Source organism: Tomitella biformata AHU 1821, from assembly GCF_000524475.1.
Taxonomy (GTDB): domain Bacteria; phylum Actinomycetota; class Actinomycetes; order Mycobacteriales; family Mycobacteriaceae; genus Tomitella; species Tomitella biformata.
In genome coordinates, this window is sequence record NZ_BAVQ01000084.1 from 62188 (window position 1) to 84988 (window position 22801).

Below are 22801 nucleotides of genomic sequence, written 5' to 3' on the forward strand. Positions count from 1 at the left end.
CAGCCTAGGGGGTGGGCTCGCCGTCGGGCTCGCCGGTGTCTGGACGGTCATCCTGATCGTCTTTCGGGCCGCCCTCGGCATGTTCCGCCAGGAACTTCTCAAATTCCGCGCCGAGCTCGTCGCCACTGGGCAGATCGCCCGAGTCAGCGAGAAGAGAGGCCCTGCGCTCCTCCGCGGTGATGTACGCGTCGTACTGGTTCTCCAGCGCGGCCACGACACCCTCGACCTCCTCGTTGCCACGGATCTGCTGGTCGACCTGCTCGCGCACTCGGGCCGCGGCCTCGCCCAGGGCGGTCAGCGGGATCTGCAGCCCGGTGTTGTCGATGAGGCACTCGAGCATTTTCTGTGCCGCCTCCGGGTAGTCGGACTGCGCGAGGTAGTGGGGCACGTGCACGGCGAAGCCCAGCGTCGGATGCTCATGCTCGGCCAGGCGCAGTTCCAACAACGCGTCGGCGCTGCCGGGGATGGTGATCTCGCCGTCCCACTTTTGGTAGTCGCCGGTGACCTCGGTGTTGCTCGCGTGTGCGGTGACGCCGATGGGGCGCGTGTGCGGCACCGCCATCGGGATCGCGTTGAGCCCGATGGTGCGGGTGACGCCGAATTTCTCGATGAGCAGCCGCACAGCCGTGGTGAAGCGCTCCCAGCTCAGGTCGGGCTCCAGGCCGGAGAGCAACAGGAACACGGTGCCGTCGGTGTCGCGGATCGCGTGCAGTTCGAGTTTCGGCGTCGCGTAGCTGGTGAACTGATTGTTCTTGAACGTCATGACGGGGCGTCGCGAGCGGTAGTCGATGAGCTGATCAACGGCGAAGGCGGCCACGAGCTCAGTGCCGAGGACCTCCCGCAGATGCGCGGTGGCCAGCCGGACGGCGTGGCCCGCATCGGTGAAGCCCTCTAGGCCGTGCACCAGGATCAGCCCGGCGCCGTCGTCTGACGTGAGGTCGGGAACCGGGAACTCCAACTCGTACATGCCGGACGACTCGTCCAAGGCTGTCCCCTTCCTCATTGATTGCTCGTGGCGGCAGCGGTTCTCCCGTTGCCCGGCCGCGGTGCTGCCTGTGCCCTCGTCGGAGTCGACGAGAGGTGCGTGAACCGATCCATTCGGGTCGCCTATGCCATGATCCGACGACCGTGGCTCTATCGTAGGGGACGAGTGGATCGGCTCGTCCCACACCGTCGCGGAGCGCATGCGGTGGGAATCGGAGGCACTGGGTGGTAACAGTCGGCGACGCGCGGCAATCTAGGCGTGATGCGCCCCCAGTCCGTCGCGTGCGGTCGGCGCTGGTCGCGGTCGCCGCGCTCACCGCCGTCAGCCTCAGCGGCTGCGCCACGGTCCTCACCGGGGTGCCCTCGCCGACTCCCGGAGGGCCGGTGCCCGCGGCCGTGGACACGAGCGATCTGGGCGCGCTGCTGATCGGGCCAGCGGACTTCCCCGAGGGCTATTCCGTCCAGGTGCTGGAGTATCGGGACGCGGTGCTGGCCTCTGGAGACCTCAGCGGGGTCAGCCGCGAGGCACGCAGCAATCCCGTGCGCTGCCAGCCGTCGGCCACACCACCGGGGGAGCAGGACCTCGCGATGGTCTCCGGGATGGGCGCAGTGGACCAGTCCACGCTCGCAGTGGTGTTGACGAGGACCGACGAGAGCGTCAGCGAGGCGAAGGAGACGATCGAGCGTTGCCTCGATGTGGTCTCGGACCAATATGGGGTGCAATCGCGCATCGTTCGGACGATGTTGGCCTCGCCGACGACCGGCACGGCAGGCGAGTTCGGCTACTCCCAGACCGTCAGCTCCGGATCCGGCGACGTGTCCGTCGAGCAGCACTCAATCACGCTGGTGACGCAGGTCGAGGACGTGCGGATCGCGGTCACCGGGATGTCGCAGCGCGGTGCCGAGGTGGACCGGTCGGCACTGGAGAATGTCCTCGCCGCGGCGGTCGCGAAGGTCCGATAGCACCACCCACCGACATTTCTCGGGGCCATTCCTGGGTGGCACCCGTCGTCGCACGGGGTTATCCACATCTGCTCCGCAATTCACAGGCGGCTGGAAAATGCCAGTTCGAGGACCTGGCGCGGCGGCGTGAGCCGGGATGGTCATGGCATGACTACTTCAGCCTCACCCCAAGACCCTGAGACCTCAGCCCAAGGCGGTGGCCCCGTCGGCGGAATCCAGCGGACGCTCAAACTCCACGACCCCGGCGAGCTGCTCGCCGCCATCCCCGCCCTCCTGGGATTCGTCCCGGAGGACTCGCTGGTGATCGTGTGCCTCGGCGGAGAGACCGACAACAGTGTGGAGATGGTCGTGCGCCACGACCTGGTGTCCTTAATCGCGGAGCCGGACCGGATGCTGGCGCTCGCCGCGCAACTGCAGGCACTGTTCGAGGAGGCCGACGTCGGCACCGTCTCCTTCGCCGTCCTCGATAGCGACTGGGCGGCGGGCGAGTCCCGGGCCTGGCACCGTGAGCTGATCGCCGACATGGGCGCGCTGCTCATGGCCGGTGGCGTGCAAGTCAGGGGCGCGCTGTTGGCCCGCGAGATCGCGTGCGGCGCCCCGTGGGTCAGCGTGCTCGATCCGCGGGCGGGGGATATCCCGGACCCGATGGAATCGGCGGTGGCCGCCGCCCACGTATACCAGGGGCGCATGATTCGTGACAGCCGTGCGGAGCTGGAGGCGGCTATCGCGGCCGGGCCGCGGGACGCGCTGGCCGCGATGGCCAGCCATCTCCGTGAGGCTCGGGCGGCGGCGGCCGTGCGCAGGAGCCTGGGCGGGAGGCTGGCGCTGCGCGCAGAGCTGGAGTCGGTGCTCACTGCCGTGGCCGGGGTGGACTCGGGCGAGCTGCCAGATGACCCGGAGTACGCGCGGTTGGCCGTGTCGATCTCCTGCCCGGAGGTGCGGGACGCGCTGCTCTCGCTGGTCTGCTGCGACCAGGCGTCGGCCGCAGAGCGATTGTGGACCCTGATGGGTCGCGCGCTGCCCAACCCCGAACGGGCGGACGCCGCCGCGCTGTGCGCGGTGAGCGCCTATGCCCGGGGCGACGGGCCGTTCGCCGGGATCTGCGTGGACGCGGCCCTCGACGCCAATCCGGAGCATCGGCTGGGGCTGCTGCTCCGCCAGGCGCTGGACCAGGGGATGCACCCGGACCGGATTAGGACGCTGGCCGAGGTCGGCCAGGAGTGTGCGGCCAGCCTCGGTGTGTTCCTGCCTGTGCCGTGACGGCGGCTACCGACGTGCGGAATGGGCGCGGGGCCCGAGTTCTTGGATGAAACGCCATGCGTCCGTGACGATCTCGTCGAGGTCCGTGTGCGCGGGCCGCCACCCGAGCTCGTCCATGGCCAGTTGGCTGGAGGCGATAAGGACGGCGGGGTCGCCGGCGCGGCGGGGCGCGTCCTCGACCGTGAAGTCCCGGCCGGTGACGCGTTTGCAGGACTCGATGACCTCGCGGACGCTGAATCCGGCACCGCTGCCGAGATTGAAAATACCGTGGGTGCCGGGGCGTGCCTGCGCCAGCGCCATTGCGTGCGCCTCCGCGAGGTCGAGGACGTGGATGTAATCGCGCACCGCGGTCCCGTCGGCGGTGGGCCAATCGTCGCCGAAGACGGAGATCTTATCCCGATGCCCCAGCGCGGCCTGGAGCACCAGCGGGATCAGGTGCGTCTCGACCTTACGATTCTCCCCGGCGTTCCCGTAGGCGCCGGCCACGTTGAAATAGCGCAGGCTGATCGCGGCGAGGTCATGCGCGTGCGCATAAGACGTGATGGCGTGGTCGATTGCCAGTTTGGTGGCGCCATACGGATTGGTCGGTGCGGTGGGCGCGCGCTCCGTGATGGGGACGGACTCCGGCTCGCCGTAGGTGGCCGCGGTCGAGGAGAAGACCAGGCGGGGGGTGCGGGTGGCGCGCATCGCCTCCAGCAGCGACAGGGTCGCGACCACGTTGCCCCGCCAGTACTTCTCGGGCGCCTCGACCGATTCGCCGACCAGGGACAACGCCGCGAAGTGCAGCACGCCGTCGAAGTCCCCGCGAGCGAGCACCCGGTGCGCGTCGGCCCCGACTTCGCCTTCGACGAACTCAACGCCGGCGGGCACGGCGTCCCTGTTGCCGGTGGAGAGGTCATCGAGCACCACCAGATCATGGCCGCGCTCGGCGAGCAGTGTCGCGCAGGCGCTGCCCACATAGCCGGCGCCGCCGGTGACGAGCAGTCTCATGGGCTGCTGGGCACGTCCGATCGTGGTCATCCCCGTCAGATCGTCTCGACCTGGATGGCGTGCGCGAGGTCCTCGGGGAGCACAAACGACTCATGCCCAGCCGCGGTGATGGTGACGCCGGTGGGCCCGTTGACGACGCTGACGCGGGCATTGGGGACCACGCCGACCTCACGCAGTCCGGAGAGGACATCGACATCGACCTGGACGTGCTCTGCGAGACGCCTGATAACCACCGCGACGGGGAGGCCGACAGGCAGGTCGCTGAGCCGCTGCAGGTGCAGGATGGACTTCGAGGCCGCTACCGCGCCCAACTGCGCCAGGCCTGGGATCGGGTTGCCATACGGCGAGGTCGTGGGGTGGTTGAGCACCTGGACCAGCCGACGTTCGACCTCCTCGCTCATCACATGCTCCCACCGGCAAGCCTCCGCGTGGACGTCCTCCCAGTCCAGGCCGATGACGTCCACCAGTAGGCGCTCCGCGAGGCGGTGCTTGCGCATGACGGCGACGGCGAGGTTGCGACCCTCCTCTGTCAGCTCGAGGTGGCGGTCCTCGGCGACCCAGATCAGGCCGTCACGCTCCATGCGGGCGACCGTCTGGCTCACCGTCGGGCCACTCTGCTCAAGGCGCTCCGCGATGCGTGCGCGCAGCGGTACGACACCTTCTTCTTCCAGCTCGTAGACCGTGCGGAGATACATCTCCGTGGTGTCCACCAAATCCTTCACTCTGGGCTCCCCTTCGTCAGGTGCAGTCTACCGGCATGGTTGCCTATCGGATGGGTGACCGGCACGCAGAGACCGCCGCCGGAGTCCGGGTGGACAGGGCGCTCTGTCGTACAGTCTGCCAGGCTCGGATGCGGGCCAACTGCGGCCGCTGCGGGAGGCGGGCAAGTAGCGTCAAGGTATGTCTCCGAATTCCTCATCCAGGCTGGACGCCGCGAACGGCGGTTTTGTCCTGGGCCCCGGTGCCAAAAGGCTGGATCCGACGGTCATTTGGTCCGCCGACTACTTGTCCTATCGGTTGAGTGAGGCGCATCCGATGAATCCGGTGCGGCTCGACTTGACGATGGCCTTGGCAACGAGTCTCGGCGTCCTAGACGGTGTCGAACCGGTGGCGCCGAAGATTCCGTCCGACGGCGAGCTGCTGCGCATCCACACTCAGGGCTACATCGATGCGGTCAAGAGCCCGCAGGGTCGCATCGAGTTTGGGCTGGGCACAGACGACAACCCCATCTTCCCCCACATGCACGAGGCGAGCGCGCTGCTGGCGGGCGGGACCCTGGCGGGCGCGCGGGCGATCGCCTCGGGCCAGACCCGGCGGGCGGTGAACATCGGGGGCGGCATGCATCACGCGATGTCGGACCACGCCGCGGGTTTCTGCGTCTACAACGACTGTGCCATCGCGATCTCCTGGCTGCTGGACAACGGCTACGACCGGATCGCCTATATCGACGTCGACGTGCACCACGGCGACGGGGTGCAACGGGCGTTTGCGAACGACCCGCGTGTGATGACCCTCTCGATTCATCAGCATCCCGCGACACTGTGGCCGAACACCGGCTGGCCCGCGGAGGTTGGCCGCGGCGCCGCCGAGGGCAGCGCAGTGAACATCGCACTGCTGCCGGGCGTGTCGGATCCATTGTGGTTGCGCGCCTTCCACGCGGTGATCCCCGGCGCGGTACGCGCGTTCAAACCGCAGATCATCGTCAGCCAATGCGGGGTGGACAGCCACCGAGAGGACCCCCTTGCCGACCTGATGCTGACGATCGACGGCCAGAAGGCCGCGTTCCTCGCGATGCGCGACCTTGCGGATGAGTTGTGCGAGGGCCGCTGGCTGGCCGTCGGCGGCGGGGGCTATGGCCTGGTGCGGGTGGTCCCGCGCGCCTGGACGCACCTGATCGCCGCGGCGCTGGACATCGACATCACCGCGGACACCGCCACCCCGGAACAGTGGCGCGAGACCGCGATGACCCTGGGTGCGAGCCTGCCGAGGGAGATGATGGAGGGCATCTCCCCGCCCGAGGTCATGGGCGACGGCGGGGACATCGACTATCTGGCCTGGGACGGGCTCTCGGAGCCGCTGCGCTTGGCGCCCCAGAGCGAGATGACCCGAGAAGAACGTGATCTCGCCCGTGTCGACTCGGCGATCGCAGACACACGCAACAACATCTACCCGCTGCTTGGCCTCGATCCGGAAGATCCTCGTGACTGACATCGATCAGAAGAAGACCCCCACTACCCACACGGCGGCCCCCAGCTCGGCGCCGTACACGTTCCCACAGCACTGGGCTGCCGACGTGCTGGCCTCGGACGGCCGAGCGGTGCGCCTGCGGCCGATGACGCCCGCCGACGGCGAGCAGCTCGTGGAGTTCCATTCCGAGCTTTCCGAACGGACCCGGTACCTCCGATATTTCGGGCCCTACCCGACGATGTCGGCAAAGGACGTCGCGCACTTCACCACCGTGAATTACACATCCCGGGTGGCGCTGCTGATGGAGTTGGGCGACAAGATCATCGCGGTCGGCTCCTACGAGGGCCTAGTGGAGGTGGGCGACGGCAAGTCCGCGGAGGTCGCGTTCGTCGTCGCCGACAGCCACCAGGGCCGCGGGTTGGGCCCGATCCTCCTCGAACATCTGGCGGGGGCGGCGGCGGAGAACGGGCTCGACCGCTTCGTCGCCGAGGTCCTCGCCGAGAACCGCCACATGGTCTCGGTGTTCCGCGAAGCCGGATACCAGGTCAAGCGCAGTTATGACGGTGGCGTTGTGCACCTGGAATTTGATATCGACCCCACTGAGGCACTGCTGTCCGTGCGCAATGCCCGCGAGCGCGCGGCAGAGGCACGGAGCGTCCGAAACGTGCTGAGCCCCAAATCTGTCGCCGTCATCGGCGCCTCCGCGGACCCGTCGAAGGTGGGGCACGCGGTACTGGCGAACCTGCTCGGCGCGGGCTTCACCGGGCCGATCTACCCGGTCAACGACGAGCACCGCTCAGTGCGCGGCGTCCGCGCCTACGCCTCCGTCCGGGAGATCCCGGACGATCTGGACCTCGCCGTGATCGCGGTGCCGGCGCGCGCGATGGACTCGGTGCTCGACGACTGCCTCGCGAAGGGCGTCAAGGCCCTCGTGATCGTCTCGTCCGGCTTCTCCGACAGCGGTCCGGAGGGCCTGGAGCAGGAGCGGCGGCTGGTGCACGCCGCCCGTGCCCACGGGATGCGGGTCGTGGGCCCGAACGCCCTCGGCGTGGCGAACACCGACGCTGCCATCGGCCTGAACTCGACGCTGGCCCCAGTCCTGCCCGGCCGCGGCCGCATCGGCTTCTTCTGCCAGTCCGGCGCCCTGGGCATCCAGATCCTCGACGGCGCTGCGAAACGCAGGCTGGGCCTGTCGACGTTCGTCTCGGCGGGCAACCGCGGCGATGTCTCCGGCAACGACGTCCTGCAGTACTGGGACACCGACCCGGACACCGACGTTGTCCTGTTGTACCTGGAGAGCTTTGGCAACCCGCGCAAGTTCTCGCGGATCGCGCGCCGAGTGGCCCGGGGCAAGCCGATCGTGGCGGTCAAGAGCGGTCGCCACGCCGTGCCGCCGGCGCTGGCGGCCACCGGCGTGGAGATCGACGACGCGACGGTGCGGGCGCTGTTCGAGCAATCCGGGGTGGTGCAGGTCGACTCCATCGCCCAACTATTCGACTGCGCGGGCCTTTTCGCCTACCAACCGCTGCCCGGGGGCCCCCGTGTGGCAGTGGTGGGCAACTCGACGGCGCTGGGGGTGCTGTCCGCGGACGCGGTGCGTAGCGAGGGCCTTGTGGTCGGCGAACCGGTGGACCTTGGCGCGACCGCCAGCCCCGAGGAGTTCGGCGACGCGGTGCGGACGGCGCTGGCCTCCGACGAGGTGGACTCGGTGCTGGTGGTGTTCGTGCCGCCGATCGCTGTGGAGGCGCAGCCGTATGCCACCGCGTTGCGTGATGCCGCGTCGGGTGCGGCGAAGCCGGTCTTGACGACGTTTCTGGCAGAGGAGGGCCTCTCCGAGATGCTCTCGGTGCCGGGCGAGGACGGCAACCCGCAGTGGGGCTCGGTGCCGTCGTACCCGGGGCCGGAGCGCGCGGCCCTGTCGCTCTCGCGAGCCTGGCGCTATGCCGCCTGGCGGCAGCTGCCGATGTCGGCGATGTCGCGGCCCGCGGGCATCGACGAGACCGAGGCCCGCCGGCTCGTGGCGGACTGGCTGGAGCAGGAGGGTTCTCGCTGGCTGGTAGAGGCCGAGGTCACCGCGCTGCTGCGGTGCTACGGCATCGATGTGATCCCGTACCACGAGGTCGACGGCGCGGAGGCGGCGGTGGCCGCGGCGATTGAGATCGGCTTCCCCGTGGCGGTGAAGGCACGTGATGAGGGTTGGCGGCGCCGGCCGGACCTCGTCGGCGTGCGGCTGGACCTGTGGAGCGCCGACGCGGTTCGATCCGCGGTGGAGGCGCTCACGGAGCTGACCGGAAGCTCCGTGGTGATGGTGCAGACCATGGCGGACAAGGGCGTCAACTGCGTGCTCGCGGTACAGGACGACCCCTCGTTCGGCTCGGTCATCTCCTTCGGCCTCGCGGGCGTGATCTCCTCGCTGTTGGGCGATCGCGCCTACCGGGTGCTGCCGGTGACCGAGGACGAGGCGCGGGCGCTGATCGACGCGCCCAAGGCCGCCCCGCTGCTGCGCGGCTATGGCCCCGGCGAGCCGGTGGATCGTGAGGCGCTCGTGGACCTGGTGCACCGGGTGTCCTCGTTGATCGACGATATTCCTGAGGTCCGCGACCTCGCGTGCGACCCCATCCTCGTCGCGACAGCCGGCGCGACAGTGGTGGAGGCGCGGGTGCGGATCGGCGCAGAGCCGCGTGCAGTCGACCTGGGGCCGCGCCGACTTCGCTGAGACGTCCACCAGCTGAGGTGTCGACCGCTGAGGGGGATACGCACAGACGGCGGCCCGGGAACCTTCCTCAGGTTCCCGGGCCGCCGCGTTCTGGTGGTGGTCCAGCAGCTGGTGTGCTGCTAGCTGGCGTAGGCGCGGAGCCGCTCAGCGCGGTCGCCCTGGCGCAGCTTGCCCATGACCTCGCGCTCGATCTGGCGCACCCGCTCGCGGGAGAGCCCGAAGAGCTTGCCGATCTGGTCGAGGGTGCGGGGCTGGCCGTCGTCGAGGCCGAAGCGCAGCCGGATGACCTGCTGCTCCCGCTCATCGAGGGTCGAGAGTACCGAGCGGACATCCGAGTTGCGCAGGCTGGCGATAACCAGGGACTCGGCATCCGTCGCGTCGGAATCCTCAATGAAGTCGCCCAGGGGCGCTTCCTCGTCGGAGCCCACCGGCATGTCCAGGCTCACCGGATCGCGGCTGTGATCGAGCAGGTCCGCGATCTTGGCCTTCGGGATGCCGGACTCCTCGGCCAACTCGTCGTCGGTGGCCTCGCGGCCCAGTTGCTGGTGCAGCTCGCGCTTGATGCGGGCGAGCTTGTTGACCTGCTCCACGAGGTGGACAGGGAGCCGGATCGTGCGGCCCTGGTCTGCCATTCCGCGGGTGATCGCCTGGCGGATCCACCAGGTGGCGTACGTGGAGAACTTGAAACCCTTGGCGTAGTCGAACTTCTCCATGGCGCGGATCAGGCCGAGGTTGCCCTCTTGGATCAGGTCGAGCAGTGGCATCCCGCGGCCGGTGTAGCGCTTGGCCAACGAGACGACGAGGCGCAGGTTCGCCTCCAGCAGGTGCTGGCGCGCGGCCTGGCCCTCACGGACGACAACGGCGAGCGCGCGCTTGCGCACGGCACCCAGACGTGGCCTTGTCTCCAGCTGATACCGGGCATAGAGACCAGCTTCGATGCGCTTGGCCAACTCGACTTCCTCGACTGCTGTCAAGAGTGCGGTCTTGCCGATGCCGTTGAGGTAGACGCGAACCAGGTCCGCGGACGGGCTCTGGGCGTCAAGGTCGGCCTTGCTGATCGCGCGCGGCCTAATGCTGGTCGAAGCGGGGCTACTCATAGCGTGCCTCCTGATCGGTGGTGTCTCATAAGGTCCAACGCCCCGGTAGGGGCAAATAGTTCCCTTAGCTACTAAGAGACAACACCGGTGACCTGTGCAAATATGTCAAAGTCCCTGAGAGGTTCCTGAGAGTATCCGCCGATCACGCAAACGGCGCCCGAACTCAGGCGGCGGGCCGCAGCAGGCCATGGCGCAGCAGCGACTCGACCAGCACGCTGGCGCCGGCGAGCAGCTCGTCCGCGTCGATGCCGTGCGCGGTGGCGAGTAGGTCGACAATTTGCCACAGCGGCAGCTCGCCCCGGCTCAGCCCCGCGATGATCGCCAGGCCCAGCTCGTCCACCTCGTGCTGCCAGGCGGGGCCATCGCCGCGGTGTAGGCGCGCCACCACCTGCCGCCACGGGCCGTCGGCCGGGCTTGCTGAATCGGCGTTGGTGTCGGTGGCGGGCAGATACACCCGCTCGAGCGCGGTCGCGTCGTCCAGGCGTAGGAGGTTGTCGACGACGCTGTGCTGGCGCAGCCAGGCCGCGCGCCGCAGGTAGTCCACCGCCTCGGGGCCGAGGGGGTCGCTGAAGCCGTGGCGGAGGTCCTCCGCGAGGATCGAGGTCGGCTCGTCGGTGCGCTGCAGGTATACGAATCCGAAGCCGATGCCCTCCACGCCCGCGCGCTCGAAGTGCGCGAGCCACCGCTCTGCCTGCTGCGCGGCCTCAGGGTCTCGGGGGTCGAGTCCGGCGTCACGCATCCAGGTGCCCACATACAGCGCGGGGTCGGCCACGTCGCGTTGGACGATCCAGGCCTCGACGCCGTGGTCGGGGAGCCAGGCGGACACACGTGCGCGCCAATCCTCGCCGCGCACGTGCACCCAGGCCGCCAGCATCGACGCGATCCCGCCGGGATTGAGGTGGTCGGCGGCCTGCCCGAGCATGAGCCTGCTGGCACCGTCTAGGTCCAGGCCGGAGTCCCGGTAGACATGCGCGATATCGCCGCTGCCGACGACGAACGGCGGATTGGCGACCACACGGTCGAAGGTGCGGCCCGCGACGGGCTCGAACCACGAGCCGGCGTGGAACTCGATCTCGAGCCGGTTGATCGCGGCCCCGGCCCGGGCGAGGAGGATGGCCCGCTCGCTGATGTCGGTGGCGGTCACGGAGTCCGCGTAGGAGCGCGCGTGCACGGCCTGCACGCCGCAGCCGGTGCCGATGTCGAGGACGGTGAGTCGCCCGTCGGGGCCGGCGGCCACAGGTTCACCACGCGGGGGAGTGGCCTGGAGCAGGGATAGCGACGCGTGGCCGACGCCCAGGACATGCTCCGGGATGGTGTCACGTCGTCGCATGCTGTCGTCGAGGTCCGAGAACAGCCAGCGGTTGCCAGACCCCATATCGATGGGCCGAACGTCCAGCGCGGCTTCGACGCCCCCGGCGGATTCGGCGAGCAGTCCCGCGGCCAGGGCCCGGTCGACGGGGAGCGGCGCGAGCGCCGCCTCGACATCGGCGCGGGGGCATGGATCGCCGATCAGCAGCAGACGGACCAGGGTTGAGAACTCGCCGGTGGCCGGCAGTGCCCGGCGGACCGGCACCGCCTCGCCACGGCCGAGAGCGGCGTGCGCGTCGCCGCCGAGCGTGGCGAGCAGGGTGTCGGCGTCGTAGCCGCAGCGGACGAACGATTCGCGCAGCAGCGGCGCCAGGTCGACGAGGTCGTCGGAGATCGTGGGCATACCCACGATCTTGGCACTAGCCCTCGATCGTCGGTGGGCGGTGCCCCTCAAGCTGCCGGGCGATAGCGTCTAGGTCCTGCGCCGGGCGCTCATAGCGGCGCAGGCGGTCCTTGCGGCGCGGCGGGGCGTCGTTGGCGATGAGCACGGCCATCCAGGGCAGGGGGATGGAGACGGCGATGATGATGAGCGCGACCCAGGTCAGGTTCCAGGTCATGTAGACGATGACGGCGATGACAAGCGCGGGGATGCGGAACGCCATCATGATGGTGTATTTCCGGATCCGGACCCGTTGCTGGGCTTCGAAGGAGTCCTCAGCCTCGGTGATCAGGGGGGGATGCTTGCCTGCTCCAGGGTCGGAGACATTAGCCGCTGATCCGTCGAACCCGCCTGCATTAGCCATATGTCCACTCTCCCACTCCTCGGCCGCGAGCGCACTATCCGGGGTGACGCTGGACCATCTTGGCGCAGGTGGGGCATTATAGGGGGGTGAGTACTCAAACGACTGAGCGTCCAGACGTCAACACCGACGAGCGGACCGACGACGATACCCCCAAGGTCTTCCACTACGTACGCAAGTCCAAGGTCGCGGAGAGCGCGGTGATGGGCACCCATGTGGTGGCGCTGTGCGGCGTTGTGTTCGCGGTGACGAAGTCCCCGAAGCCCGATTCCCCCGTGTGTGCGGACTGCAAGAAGGTCTACGACGGATTGGCGCCTGGCGGCAGCTGATCCTCGAGTTTCCTACCCGCTTGCCCCAGGTCTGGCATCAGCCCCGGGGCAGGCGGGTTTTGTCCATCCGGACGGCCCTTCGCGCCGCCGCCGGTGCGCTCGAGAGCGTCAGTCTGCGCGGCGAACCAGTCCTTGACCTGGCTCAGCCGGGTCTCCCGCGCGGGCCAGAATTCCTGCACGGTGGCGTTGAACTGCGCGCCGAGGACGATCGCGAAGCCTAGGAAGAACGTGAACAGCAGGAAGGCGATGGGCGTGGCCAGCGCGCCGTAGCTGTACCCCGTCTTGGTGGCGGTGCTCAAGTACAGTCGCAGGCCCGCGCTGGCGGCGATGAAGAACAGACCGGCCAGGATGGCGCCGCCGAGGAGTCGATGCCAGGGCAGGGACTTTGGCAGTGCCAGCTTGTACAGCGTGGTGAGCCCGACGATGAGCAGCAGGCCAACCGCGGGGTAGTAGAAGAAATTGAGGATGGTGGATCCGACGTCGTACCAGGAGGCCGGCAGCATCCGCCCGATCAGCGTGGGGCCGAGTGCCACGAGTGGGAGTGTGAACACGCTGAGTGTGAGGAAGAACGCGTACAGGATCAGGGCGACGAAGCGCTGCCAGACGGGATGGCGGGCCGCCTGCTGACCGTGGGCCTCCACGATGGCGTCCACGAAGCAGGAGACGGCGGAGCTGCCGGCCCAAAATGACAGCACGAATCCCACGGAGACGATGCTGCCGCGCCCGCGCTGCAGGATATCGGTGATAGTCGGCTGGATGATTTGGTCCACCACATTGTCGCTGAACAGTTGGCCGCTGGCGGTGATGATCTTCGACTCGATCACGGCCAAGGTGTCCGGACCGAACAGGCCCGACACGTAGCCGAGGCTGCCCAGCAGGCCCAGGAGCAGCGGCGGGAGCGAGAGAGTCTGCCAGAAGGCCGCTTGGGCGGCTCGGCCGAAGATGCCCTCCGTCCAGGCCTTGTCCGCAACGCGGGCGATCACCCGCCACAGGATGAGCAGTCGGCTGAGTAGCCAGGCGCCGACGTTGCGGCGCTTGGTCTGATCGTGTGCCTCAGGCTCGGCCTCGGAGTCGGGCTCGGAGTCGGGCTCGGAGGGGATGCCGGGGTCGGCGGCGGGATTACTGTCCATGTCGATCCCCAGCATTCACGATGCGCCGCCGGAACGGGGCGGCAGTCAGGTCGTGTCGGCGTTTCGGGTCGTTGCACGGACCCCGGCATGCGTTCGAGGCGCCGCCTCAGTAGTCTTTGGGCCTGAAGTCGGGTGGTGCGCGAGGCGCCGTTGAGGGGAGCATCAGAGAGTTGGTCGTCAGTGCAGGCACATCGAGTGTGGATACCCGAATCGAGGCTCCCGTGGCGGGGTCAGGGGGATCGCTAAGAGCCTGGCAGCGACGGGCGCTGACCAAATATCTCACCGTCGGGCCGCAGGATTTTCTGGCGGTCGCGACGCCGGGAGCAGGAAAGACGACCTTCGGGCTGCGGATCGCCAGCGAACTGCTGTCGGACCGCACGGTCGATCAGATCACCGTTGTCGCGCCCACCGAGCACCTGAAGTACCAATGGGCCGACGCCGCCGCGAAGGTCGGCATCGCGCTCGACCCGAACTTCTCGAACTCCACCGGGCAGACGTCAAGCGACTTTCACGGCGTCGTAGTCACCTACGCCCAGGTCGCTTCCCACCCGTACCGCCACCGCGCGCGCACCGAGAGCCGGCACACGCTGGTCATCCTCGACGAGATCCACCACGGCGGCGACGCGAAGAGCTGGGGCGAGGGCATCTTGGAGGCCTTCGGCGATGCGAAGCGCCGGCTGTGCCTGACCGGAACGCCGTTCCGCAGCGATGACTCCGCGATCCCGTTCATCACCTATGAGCCCGATGCGGAGGGGCTGCTGCGCTCGAAGGCGGACCACTCCTATGGCTACGCCGACGCACTCGCGGACGGCGTTGTGCGGCCCGTGGTCTTCCTGGCGTACTCCGGCGAGGCGCGCTGGCGCACCAGTGCGGGCGAGGAGTTCACTGCCCGCCTCGGCGAGCCGCTGAGCGCCGAGCACACCACTCGGGCCTGGCGCACCGCGCTGGACCCGGAGGGGGACTGGATCCCGGCGGTGCTGATGGCCGCCGACACCCGGCTCGGGCAGCTCCGGTCCGGCGGCATGCACGATGCGGGCGGACTCGTGATCGCCACCGACCAGACCGTCGCCCGCGCCTACGCGGCGACGTTGGAGGCGATCACCGGGACCGCGCCGACGCTCGTGCTCTCCGACGACCCGAGCGCCTCGAGCCGCATCGCGGAGTTCGGAAAGTCGGAGGCGAAGTGGATGGTAGCCGTGCGCATGGTCTCGGAGGGCGTGGACGTGCCGCGTCTGGCGGTCGGGGTCTACGCGACCAGCGCCTCGACGCCCTTGTACTTCGCCCAGGCGATCGGGCGCTTCGTGCGCTCGCGGCGCCCCGGGGAGACGGCGAGTGTCTTTCTGCCGTCCGTGCCGGTGCTGCTCGACCTCGCCAGCCAGCTGGAGGCGCAGCGCGACCACGTGCTCGGCAAGCCCCACCGCGAGGAGGGCCTCGACGACCAGCTGCTCGCCGACGCGAACAAGCAGAAGGACGAGCCCGGAGAAGACGAGAAGGCGTTCACCTCGCTCGGCGCGGACGCGGAGCTGGACCAGGTGATCTTCGACGGCTCATCCTTTGGGACGGCCACCTTCTCCGGCAGCGACGAAGAGGCGGACTACCTCGGGCTGCCCGGCCTGCTCAACGCGAACCAGATGCGAGACCTCCTGCGCCAACGTCAGCAGGATCAGGTGGACAAGCGCGCCGACGACACGCCAGCCGTGAAGGCACCGGTGGCTGGCGGCTCGGCGGGCGGGGGCGCGGACACGCGGCAGGCCCTTGCCGACCTGCGCCGCGAGCTGAACGCGCTGGTGGCCATGCGCCATCACCGCACGAATAAGCCGCACGGAGTGATCCACGGCGAGCTGCGTCGGATCTGCGGTGGCCCGCCGACGGCGCTGGCGACGGCAGAGCAGCTGCAGGCCCGGATCGCCGAGCTGCGCAAGGGCTGAGCGGCCGAGCGGCCGAGCACACGGGAAAAACAGTGCGGCCCGGCCACCTGAGGGTGGCCGGGCCGCACTGTTAGTTGGGTTAGACCTGCACAGCGTCCATGACGATGACGGCTTCCAGCTCACGCAGACGGTCCTCATGCTGGTTCGCATGATGGCGGCAAAAGAGCAGTTCGCCGCCAGAGGGCAACGTCGCACGCACCTTCGCGGCGGCGCTGCAACGATCGCAGCGATCAGCGGCAGTCAGCGGGGAGCTGGTCAAGGTGACTGTCATGACTTCTCCGTCCTTCGCTCGAGGTGCCCGAGCGGTTGTTGAATCTCCCATCATTCCGATGAGAGCCAAGCAAGCGGACCTTCAACCCTGGCGGGTTGCGCTTGCCCACACTCTGCCAGACGCCTGGCGCGCGTGCGTTGTTCCCGCAATCTACCCAGCGTGTCGTGCCACACAACTGCGGGGAACGGTGATTGATGGCGAACCCGCAGGCCAATGTGCCTTTTGGGTAGAATTGCGCTGTAGGCGAAACCAGCGCGGGCGGGGCTGCGGCGAAATTAAAACCAGTGCGGGTCGCTGAGCTAGGCTGGGCTAATGAACGTAGAAGTCACGCCTCTTCCCGGGATCGGCATCCGCAAGGACTTCCGGGCTGCCTCCGGCCGCAGGGTCGGCGTCGTCACTTTGCGGGATGGCGGTTTGGACCTGATTGTGTCTAAGTCGGAGGACCCAGACGCATGTCTTGCCTCGATGCGGCTGACCGCTGCGGAGGCGGCGGCCCTGAGCAATCTGCTCGGCGCGCCGCAGCTCGTCGAGCAGTTGCGCGACGAGCACCGGGATCTGCCCGGAGTCAGCACCCGGCAGTTGTCGGTGCCTGGGCAATCGCCCTATGACGGCCGGGAGATGGGCGAGACGCAGATTCGTAGCCGCACGGGCTCCTCGATCGTGGCGGTGATGCGCGCCGGCGAGGTGTACCCCTCGCCCCGCCCCGATTTCACCATCGTCTCCGGGGACATCCTGATCGTGGTCGGCACGCCAGACGGGATCGACGCAGTCACTAAGATCCTGGCTCGCGGCTGATAGATGGATCCCGCCACCCTCGCCATTGTCGAGCTTGGTGCGGTCTTCTTCGCGTTGGGCGTCCTCGGCCGCCTTGCGAGCCGCATCGGCATGTCCCCGATCCCGCTGTACCTGCTCGGCGGCCTCGCATTCGGCGATGGCGGACTGATCACGCTCGGGGATATCGGCGACTTCAGCGCGCTGGCCGCGGACATTGGGGTGGTCCTGCTGCTGTTGCTGCTAGGTCTGGAGTACTCCGCGTCGGAGCTGATGGTCGGGCTCCGAAAATCCTGGATGGGCGGTGTCGTCGACATCGTTCTGAACGCCGCGCCCGGCGCGATCATGGGCTTCCTGATGGGTTGGGGGCCTGTCGGTGCGCTGGTGCTGGCGGGCGTGACGTACAGCTCGTCCACCGGCATTATCGCGAAGGTTCTCATCGACCTCGGCCGTCTCGGCAACCGGGAGACGCCGGTGGTCTTGTCGATACTCGTCTTTGAGGACCTTGGGATGGCCGTGTACCTGCCGATCCTCACCGCGGTGCTGGGCGGGGTCAGCCTCGTCGGCGGGATGGAGGCCGTGGGGATCGCACTACTCGCGGTCAGCGCTGTCATGGTTGTGGCGCTGCGGTACGGCCGTTGGGTGTCCATGCTTGTCGACAGCCCCGACAAGGAGACGTTCCTGCTGAAGGTGCTCGGCGCCGCGCTGCTCGTCGCGGGGGCGGCGCAGGCGATGCAGGTCTCGGCCGCGGTGGGCGCCTTCCTGCTGGGCATCGCGATCTCCGGCAGCACTGCGCGCGACGCAGCCAAGGTGCTGGAGCCGCTGCGGGATCTGTTCGCGGCGATCTTCTTCGTAGCGTTCGGGCTGAATACGGACATCGCCACAATCCCGCCCGTCATCGGCTGGGCGCTGGTGCTCGCCGTGATCACCACGATCACCAAGGTCCTGACCGGGATCTTCGCGGCCAAGCGCAGCGGTGTGGCGCGGCTGGGGCAATTGCGTGCTGGCACAACCCTTGTCGCCCGCGGCGAGTTCTCCATCGTCATCGCGGGACTCGCAGTGGCAACTGGGGCCGTGTCGGCGGAGTTAGCGGCCCTCGCGACGGCCTATGTGTTGATCATGGCAGTCGGCGGCCCGATCGTGGCCCGGCTGGGGGAGCCGATGGGGGTGTGGCTGGGCAAGCACTTCGGCTCGAGCCCGGACGGGTCGACGGTGGCGGAGGCCGCCTAGCTCAGACCGCACAGAAGGCCCGGGCCCGCCATCGTCGTGATGGCGGGCCCGGGCTTACTTCGTTGAGACCAGTCGAGGCTAATCCAAGTAGTCGCGCAGCACCTGCGAGCGCGACGGGTGGCGGAGCTTGGACATCGTCTTCGACTCGATCTGGCGGATGCGCTCACGCGTGACGCCGTAGACCTGGCCGATCTCGTCGAGTGTGCGGGGCTGGCCGTCGGTCAGGCCGAAGCGCAGCCGGACCACGCCCGCCTCACGCTCGGAGAGCGTTTCCAGGACCGACTTGAGCTGATCCTGCAGAAGCGTGAAGCTGACCGCGTCGACGGCGACGACGGCCTCGCTGTCCTCGATGAAGTCGCCAAGTTGGCTGTCGCCCTCGTCGCCGATCGTCTGGTCGAGGGAGATGGGCTCGCGGGCGTACTGCTGGATCTCCAGTACCTTCTCCGCGGTGATGTCCATCTCCTTGGCGAGCTCCTCCGGGGTGGGCTCGCGGCCCAGGTCCTGGAGCAGTTCACGCTGGATGCGGCCGAGCTTGTTGATGACCTCGACCATGTGCACCGGGATGCGGATAGTGCGGGCCTGGTCGGCCATGGCGCGGGTGATGGCCTGGCGGATCCACCACGTCGCGTAGGTCGAGAACTTATAACCCTTGGTGTAGTCGAACTTCTCGACCGCGCGGATCAGGCCCAGGTTGCCCTCCTGGATGAGGTCCAGGAATGCCATGCCGCGGCCGGTGTAGCGCTTGGCGAGCGAGACCACGAGGCGCAGGTTGGCCTCAAGGAGGTGGTTCTTCGCGCGGTTGCCGTCGCGGGAGATCCAGCTCAAGTCGCGACGCACGGCGACCGTCGGGCGTTCGCCGCGCTCGGCGAAGCCCTGCAGCTTGAAGGTGGAGTACAGGCCCGCCTCGATGCGCTTGGCGAGCTCGACCTCCTCCTCCGCGTTGAGCAGGGCAACCTTGCCGATCTGCTTGAGATAGGCGCGCACCGAGTCCGCGGACGCGGTCAGCTCGGCGTCCTTGCGGGCCTGGCGCAGAGCCTCGGACTCGTCCTCGTCCCAGACGAAGTCGCCGGAGGACTTGTCCTTCTCGGTGGGCTCCGCGGGCTCGTCCTCGACGGTGACGTCGTCGGCGGTCAGGTCGACCTCCTCGCCATCCAAGTCACCGATCGCGGGCTCGACATCGTCGTTCGACTTGACCGACTTCGCGCCGGCCTTTTGCGCAGCCGTCTTCTTAGCGGGGGCCTTCTTGGCGGCGGCCTTTTTAGCGGGAGCCTTCTTGGCGGCTGCCTTCTTGGCCGGGGCCTTCTTGGCGGCTGCCTTCTTGGCGGGCGCCTTCTTCGCTGGTGCCGTGACAGCAGCCTCGCCAGCCTCGGCCGTGGCCGAGGGGTCTGCGGGGCTATCTGAGGATTGGCGTGTGTCGGTGGCTACCACGTACGCCCTTTCGTGACTCTGTGGAGCGGCATCACACCGGTGATTGCCGGCGTGGAAGTCTGCAGTGGATTTTCCGGTTCGATCCGGATTGCCACCATTGTAACGAGTGGTCGCGGGCACGGGTTTCCTGCCCGGCGTTCGCCCGAGGTCAACGGGTGTGATCACACGTGGGCCGCGAAGGGGAAGCGGCGCATGCGACTCAGTGATTCTACGGTGCGACCGCCGCAGTCAGCCCCGCCGCGAGCATGGCCGCGCCGACGATGCCCGCGGAGTTGTGCAGGGTGGCGGCGGTGACGGGAGTCCGGTTGGTCAGCAGCGGGATCCACTTGGCGCCCTCGCGGCTGATCCCGCCGCCGACGATGATGAGGTCGGGCGAGATGAGGTTCTCGATGACCTTCAGCACGCGGCTGACCTCCTTGGTCCAGTGGTGCCAGGACATGTCCTTGGCGGCGCGCACAGACGCCGCGGCGCGATGCTCGGCCTCCTTGCCGTCCACCTCGAGGTGGCCGAACTCCGTGTTCGGGAGCAGCACCCCGTCATTGAGCACGGCGGAGCCGATACCGGTGCCGAGCGTGAGGAGCACCACGACGCCGGTCTGCTCTCTGCCGCCGCCGAATCGGTCCTCGGCGAGGCCTGCCGCGTCCGCGTCGTTGAGCACGTGCACGGGGAGGCCGTCCAAGGCGGCGCTGAACATCGCCGCGGCGTCCAGGCCGATCCACGATTTGTCGATGTTCGCCGCGGTCTGCACGATGCCGCCGCGCACCACTGCGGGCAACGTGATGCCGATAGCGCCCTGCCACTGGAACTTGTCCACGATCTGGCGGACCGTGCCCGCCACCGCATCGGGGGTGGCCGGGGTGGGCGTCGCGATCTTGACGCGATTGCCGATCAGCGCGCCGGTGCGCAGGTCCACCAGCCCGCCCTTGATGCCGGTGCCGCCGACATCGATGCCGAAACCCACGTCCTGGGACCCCGGGGGACCGGATCCCACGTCGGGCGTTGACTCACTGCTCATGGTGCGAATCTCCTCACTCTGGCCTGTAGCCACCATAGTCGCGGGCCGGCCGCGGCAGGCGGAGATTGCGCGGCGCTCCTCGGGCCGATGCGACGACAGGGGCCGGGTGTGCTGCGATAGGGGGGTGAGCGATGCAGAGGATCGATCCGATAAGAACCCCGCCAACCACTATGGGGGCGCAGACCCTCGGCCGGCGCCAGCCGGGATCGACACAGAGGCGCTGCTGGGTGTGGCGCTCGAGGTCGCGCTCGCGGCGGCCGAGCTGGTGCGCACCCGAAGGATGGCGGTATTCGGGCCGCTCGGTGGCAGCGATGCCGGCGCCGACGACGACGCGGTGCAGTCCAAGAGCACGCCGACCGATCCCGTGACCGTCGTCGACACCGAATCTGAGGAGTTGGTGCGGGCGATGCTCGCGCGGCTGCGCCCGGCGGACGCGATCTTGGGAGAGGAGCAGGGCGGCGTGCTCGCGTCGGCAGACGGTGTGCGCTGGGTCGTCGACCCCATCGACGGCACCGTCAATTTTCTCTACGGCATTCCGGCCTACGCGGTATCGCTGGCCGCGCAGGTGGGTGGGCGCTCGGTGGCCGGCGTCGTGGTCGATGTGGCCCGCCGACTCGTCTACGCGGCCCGCGTGGGCGGCGGCTCCACCGTGACGGATGCGGATGGGACCGTCACCGTGCTGCGGGCGACCGCGCTGCGGGACCCCGCGCTGGCTCTCGTCGCGACCGGATTCGGCTATGAGCGCGAGCGCAGGGTGGCGCAGGGCAGACTCATCGCAGGCTTGCTGCCGCAGGTACGAGATATCCGTCGGGTCGGGGCGGCGGCGCTGGACCTGTGCATGGTGGCGGCTGGCGCCGTCGACGCCCACTTCGAGCATGGCCTCAGCCCGTGGGACTGGGCGGCGGGCGCGCTGATCGCGGCGGAGGCGGGGGCCATTGTGCGCGTGCCCGACGCGAACTCGCGCAGCGCGGACGGCCAGGTGACTCTGGCGATGGCACCGGGGGTCGCGGACGCGCTGACCGGGCTGTTCGAGGAGCTGAACGGACTGCGCGCGATCCCGCTGTCCTGAGCCAGCTCGCGTCAGCAGCGGACGGCGTGGGCGCCGTCGATCAGGTTCTCGTCCAGGGCCGGTGCCGGCTCGCCAGCGTCGACGCGGAGCGTTTTGAGCAGTGCGTCGGCATCCGCGTTGGGGGACACGTCGTTGAAGAGGGTGCCCAATGCGACGTCGACGGTGTTGTCGGTGCGGCTATCGCGGATCAGCTCGGCACAGGGCATCGCCAGCCAGACGGTGTTCGCCGCCGCCTCACCCGCCTCGCCGTAGCGGATCTGGCCCTGGCACTGCAGATTCTGTTTGGTGTAGACGGGGTCGTTCGAGACCTGGTTGTCGGGCGCGGGGGCAAAGCCGATATCGCTGAACTGGGCCGCGACCTGCGCGGCCTGGCCGCTCTGGCCGTTGGCGTTGAACACTCGCACGGGGGTGTCCCACAGGGGGGCTGGGCTCGACGTGCGGAGGATAGTGCCGTCGGCGCGGGTGCCGAGCGCGTGGGCAGGCTCGCCCTCGACCGCGCTATCGGCGGCGGACGGCGCGTTGCAGGCGGTGGCCGCGACGGTGTCCGCGGTGCGGGAGAGCGCGAACGACCAAGTGATCAGGACGAGCGCAACGAGGGCTCCCACGGCGATCAGCGCGGGGATGGTGTGGCGGCGCCGGAATGGCCGACCTCGGCGGTCGGTGGAATGACCGTTGGTGATCAATGCAACCACGGGCGGCTGGCCTCTCCTCGATGAAGTCACGCAGGTGTCGCCGCGCAGGTCTGGCACGCGGTGCGCGCGGATCTCACAATAGACACTCCTCCGGCTGAGATGCCGGACAACCACGCCGCTGCCGACAATTCGCGTTGGGGTTGGTGCCGCTGTGGCGCCCCGTCCGGTCGTCGGCTATATTCTTGCCGCCCGGGCAGAAACAGTGCGGGCACCCAAGAACATGATGTGTGACTAAGATCACAATTTATCTCGGCCGCTCTCTGGCACAAAATGTGGTATTGGGGCGTTATGTACCCTGTACGTCCTATCGCAGATCAGCATGAGCATCATCGATAGCGAGCACGGCGAACCCGTGCGATGAGGTAAGGAAGGAAAAATGGCAACCGACTACGACGCACCCAGGCGGAACGAATCCGATGAAGTTTCGGAGGACTCCCTGGAGGAGCTGAAGGCTCGCCGCAATGAGGCCCAGTCGGCGGTCGTCGACGTGGACGAGGCCGAGACGGCGGAGTCTTACGAGCTCCCCGGCGCGGACCTCTCCGGCGAGGAGCTCACTGTCCGGGTGGTGCCGAAGCAGGCTGATGAGTTCACGTGCAGCAGCTGTTTTCTCGTACACCACCGGAGTCGGCTCCC

At 68.5% G+C, this 22801-nt stretch carries 21 protein-coding genes; 10 read left to right on the forward strand and 11 right to left on the reverse strand.

Translation table 11 applies throughout. The features are described 5' to 3' along the window. Positions 1–4: 4 nt before the first annotated feature. Positions 5–985 carry a proteasome assembly chaperone family protein gene (locus TBIF_RS21615; protein WP_024796825.1) on the reverse strand — a complete coding sequence of 327 codons (981 nt, stop codon included), beginning with the start codon at positions 983–985 and terminating at the stop codon, positions 5–7. A gap of 281 nt (positions 986–1266) precedes the next feature. On the opposite strand from TBIF_RS21615, the gene TBIF_RS21620 reads away from it, so the two are divergent. Next, positions 1267–1947: a hypothetical protein gene (locus TBIF_RS21620; protein WP_024796826.1), complete on the forward strand. Its 681-nt coding sequence runs from the start codon at positions 1267–1269 to the stop codon at positions 1945–1947. Positions 1948–2094: 147 nt separating this feature from the next. Continuing rightward, positions 2095–3207: a DUF4192 domain-containing protein gene (locus TBIF_RS21625; RefSeq protein WP_024796827.1), complete on the forward strand. Its 1113-nt coding sequence runs from the start codon at positions 2095–2097 to the stop codon at positions 3205–3207. A gap of 6 nt (positions 3208–3213) precedes the next feature. Here TBIF_RS21625 and galE read toward each other — a convergent pair whose 3' ends face one another. Together galE and TBIF_RS21635 are read right to left on the reverse strand one after the other, a co-directional pair. Then, positions 3214–4197 carry a UDP-glucose 4-epimerase GalE gene (gene galE, locus TBIF_RS21630; RefSeq protein WP_024796828.1) on the reverse strand — a complete coding sequence of 328 codons (984 nt, stop codon included), beginning with the start codon at positions 4195–4197 and terminating at the stop codon, positions 3214–3216. A gap of 35 nt (positions 4198–4232) precedes the next feature. Next, complete coding sequence (locus TBIF_RS21635) at positions 4233–4919, reverse strand: iron-dependent transcriptional repressor DtxR (protein ID WP_024796829.1); 687 nt, start codon at positions 4917–4919, stop codon at positions 4233–4235. Positions 4920–5097: 178 nt separating this feature from the next. Here TBIF_RS21635 and TBIF_RS21640 point away from each other — a divergent pair, with 178 nt between their 5' ends. Then, a complete protein-coding gene (locus TBIF_RS21640; protein ID WP_024796830.1) occupies positions 5098–6405 on the forward strand; it encodes an acetoin utilization protein AcuC in 1308 nt (435 codons plus the stop codon). Between the two features lies 1 nt (position 6406). Continuing rightward, positions 6407–9100, forward strand: a complete 2694-nt coding sequence (locus TBIF_RS21645; RefSeq protein ID WP_235174930.1) for a bifunctional acetate--CoA ligase family protein/GNAT family N-acetyltransferase — start codon at positions 6407–6409, stop codon at positions 9098–9100. Positions 9101–9219: 119 nt separating this feature from the next. Here the strand turns inward: TBIF_RS21645 and TBIF_RS21650 are convergent, their stop codons facing one another. The 3 genes from TBIF_RS21650 to TBIF_RS21660 form a co-directional block, all read right to left on the reverse strand. Beyond that, the gene (locus tag TBIF_RS21650; protein ID WP_024796832.1) at positions 9220–10197 is read right to left on the reverse strand and encodes a sigma-70 family RNA polymerase sigma factor; all 978 of its coding nucleotides are present in this window, start codon (positions 10195–10197) and stop codon (positions 9220–9222) included. 163 nt (positions 10198–10360) lie between these two features. Further along, complete coding sequence (locus tag TBIF_RS21655) at positions 10361–11908, reverse strand: N5-glutamine methyltransferase family protein (RefSeq protein WP_038172310.1); 1548 nt, start codon at positions 11906–11908, stop codon at positions 10361–10363. A 16-nt stretch (positions 11909–11924) separates the two neighbouring features. After that, positions 11925–12308, reverse strand: a complete 384-nt coding sequence (locus TBIF_RS21660) for a DUF3099 domain-containing protein (protein ID WP_024796834.1) — start codon at positions 12306–12308, stop codon at positions 11925–11927. Positions 12309–12394: 86 nt separating this feature from the next. Here TBIF_RS21660 and TBIF_RS21665 point away from each other — a divergent pair, with 86 nt between their 5' ends. Then, positions 12395–12634 (forward strand): DUF3039 domain-containing protein, encoded by a 240-nt coding sequence (locus tag TBIF_RS21665; RefSeq protein WP_024796835.1) that lies wholly within the window; start codon positions 12395–12397, stop codon positions 12632–12634. Here TBIF_RS21665 and TBIF_RS21670 read toward each other — a convergent pair. Next, complete coding sequence (locus TBIF_RS21670; RefSeq protein WP_084611848.1) at positions 12604–13764, reverse strand: YihY/virulence factor BrkB family protein; 1161 nt, start codon at positions 13762–13764, stop codon at positions 12604–12606. The genes TBIF_RS21665 and TBIF_RS21670 overlap by 31 nt on opposite strands. Positions 13765–13985: 221 nt before the next feature. On the opposite strand from TBIF_RS21670, the gene TBIF_RS21675 reads away from it, so the two are divergent. Then, a complete protein-coding gene (locus tag TBIF_RS21675; RefSeq protein ID WP_024796837.1) occupies positions 13986–15692 on the forward strand; it encodes a DEAD/DEAH box helicase in 1707 nt (568 codons plus the stop codon). A 79-nt stretch (positions 15693–15771) separates the two neighbouring features. On the opposite strand, the gene TBIF_RS21680 is transcribed toward TBIF_RS21675, so the two are convergent. After that, positions 15772–15963 (reverse strand): DUF7455 domain-containing protein, encoded by a 192-nt coding sequence (locus TBIF_RS21680; protein WP_024796838.1) that lies wholly within the window; start codon positions 15961–15963, stop codon positions 15772–15774. A 312-nt stretch (positions 15964–16275) separates the two neighbouring features. On the opposite strand from TBIF_RS21680, the gene TBIF_RS21685 reads away from it, so the two are divergent. Together TBIF_RS21685 and TBIF_RS21690 are read left to right on the forward strand one after the other, a co-directional pair. Further along, a complete protein-coding gene (locus TBIF_RS21685) occupies positions 16276–16758 on the forward strand; it encodes a cation:proton antiporter regulatory subunit (RefSeq protein WP_024796839.1) in 483 nt (160 codons plus the stop codon). A gap of 3 nt (positions 16759–16761) precedes the next feature. Next, positions 16762–17964: a cation:proton antiporter gene (locus TBIF_RS21690; RefSeq protein WP_024796840.1), complete on the forward strand. Its 1203-nt coding sequence runs from the start codon at positions 16762–16764 to the stop codon at positions 17962–17964. Between the two features lie 78 nt (positions 17965–18042). Here the strand turns inward: TBIF_RS21690 and TBIF_RS21695 are convergent, their stop codons facing one another. Together TBIF_RS21695 and ppgK are read right to left on the reverse strand one after the other, a co-directional pair. Further along, positions 18043–19392, reverse strand: a complete 1350-nt coding sequence (locus TBIF_RS21695; protein ID WP_024796841.1) for an RNA polymerase sigma factor — start codon at positions 19390–19392, stop codon at positions 18043–18045. Positions 19393–19600: 208 nt separating this feature from the next. Next, entirely contained in the window at positions 19601–20407 is an 807-nt protein-coding gene (gene ppgK / locus TBIF_RS21700) for a polyphosphate--glucose phosphotransferase (RefSeq protein ID WP_024796842.1), read from the reverse strand. Between the two features lie 124 nt (positions 20408–20531). Here ppgK and TBIF_RS21705 point away from each other — a divergent pair, with 124 nt between their 5' ends. After that, positions 20532–21476, forward strand: a complete 945-nt coding sequence (locus TBIF_RS21705; RefSeq protein WP_024796843.1) for an inositol monophosphatase family protein — start codon at positions 20532–20534, stop codon at positions 21474–21476. A gap of 11 nt (positions 21477–21487) precedes the next feature. On the opposite strand, the gene cei is transcribed toward TBIF_RS21705, so the two are convergent. Beyond that, a complete protein-coding gene (gene cei / locus TBIF_RS21710; protein WP_024796844.1) occupies positions 21488–22168 on the reverse strand; it encodes an envelope integrity protein Cei in 681 nt (226 codons plus the stop codon). A 376-nt stretch (positions 22169–22544) separates the two neighbouring features. Between cei and TBIF_RS21715 the strand changes: the two genes are divergently transcribed. After that, the coding region (locus TBIF_RS21715; protein ID WP_024796845.1) for a DUF4193 domain-containing protein at positions 22545–22801 on the forward strand (257 nt) is incomplete at its 3' end.

Coding starts and splice junctions, on each gene's coding strand:
- TBIF_RS21625 (WP_024796827.1), top strand. CDS start 2,095: ATGACTACTTCAGCCTCACCCCAAGACCCTGAGACCTCAGCCCAAGGC.
- galE (WP_024796828.1), bottom strand. CDS start 4,197: ATGAGACTGCTCGTCACCGGCGGCGCCGGCTATGTGGGCAGCGCCTGC.
- TBIF_RS21640 (WP_024796830.1), top strand. CDS start 5,098: ATGTCTCCGAATTCCTCATCCAGGCTGGACGCCGCGAACGGCGGTTTT.
- TBIF_RS21650 (WP_024796832.1), bottom strand. CDS start 10,197: ATGAGTAGCCCCGCTTCGACCAGCATTAGGCCGCGCGCGATCAGCAAG.
- TBIF_RS21655 (WP_038172310.1), bottom strand. CDS start 11,908: ATGCCCACGATCTCCGACGACCTCGTCGACCTGGCGCCGCTGCTGCGC.
- TBIF_RS21660 (WP_024796834.1), bottom strand. CDS start 12,308: ATGGCTAATGCAGGCGGGTTCGACGGATCAGCGGCTAATGTCTCCGAC.
- TBIF_RS21670 (WP_084611848.1), bottom strand. CDS start 13,764: ATGGACAGTAATCCCGCCGCCGACCCCGGCATCCCCTCCGAGCCCGAC.
- TBIF_RS21680 (WP_024796838.1), bottom strand. CDS start 15,963: ATGACAGTCACCTTGACCAGCTCCCCGCTGACTGCCGCTGATCGCTGC.
- TBIF_RS21685 (WP_024796839.1), top strand. CDS start 16,276: ATGAACGTAGAAGTCACGCCTCTTCCCGGGATCGGCATCCGCAAGGAC.
- TBIF_RS21690 (WP_024796840.1), top strand. CDS start 16,762: ATGGATCCCGCCACCCTCGCCATTGTCGAGCTTGGTGCGGTCTTCTTC.
- ppgK (WP_024796842.1), bottom strand. CDS start 20,407: ATGAGCAGTGAGTCAACGCCCGACGTGGGATCCGGTCCCCCGGGGTCC.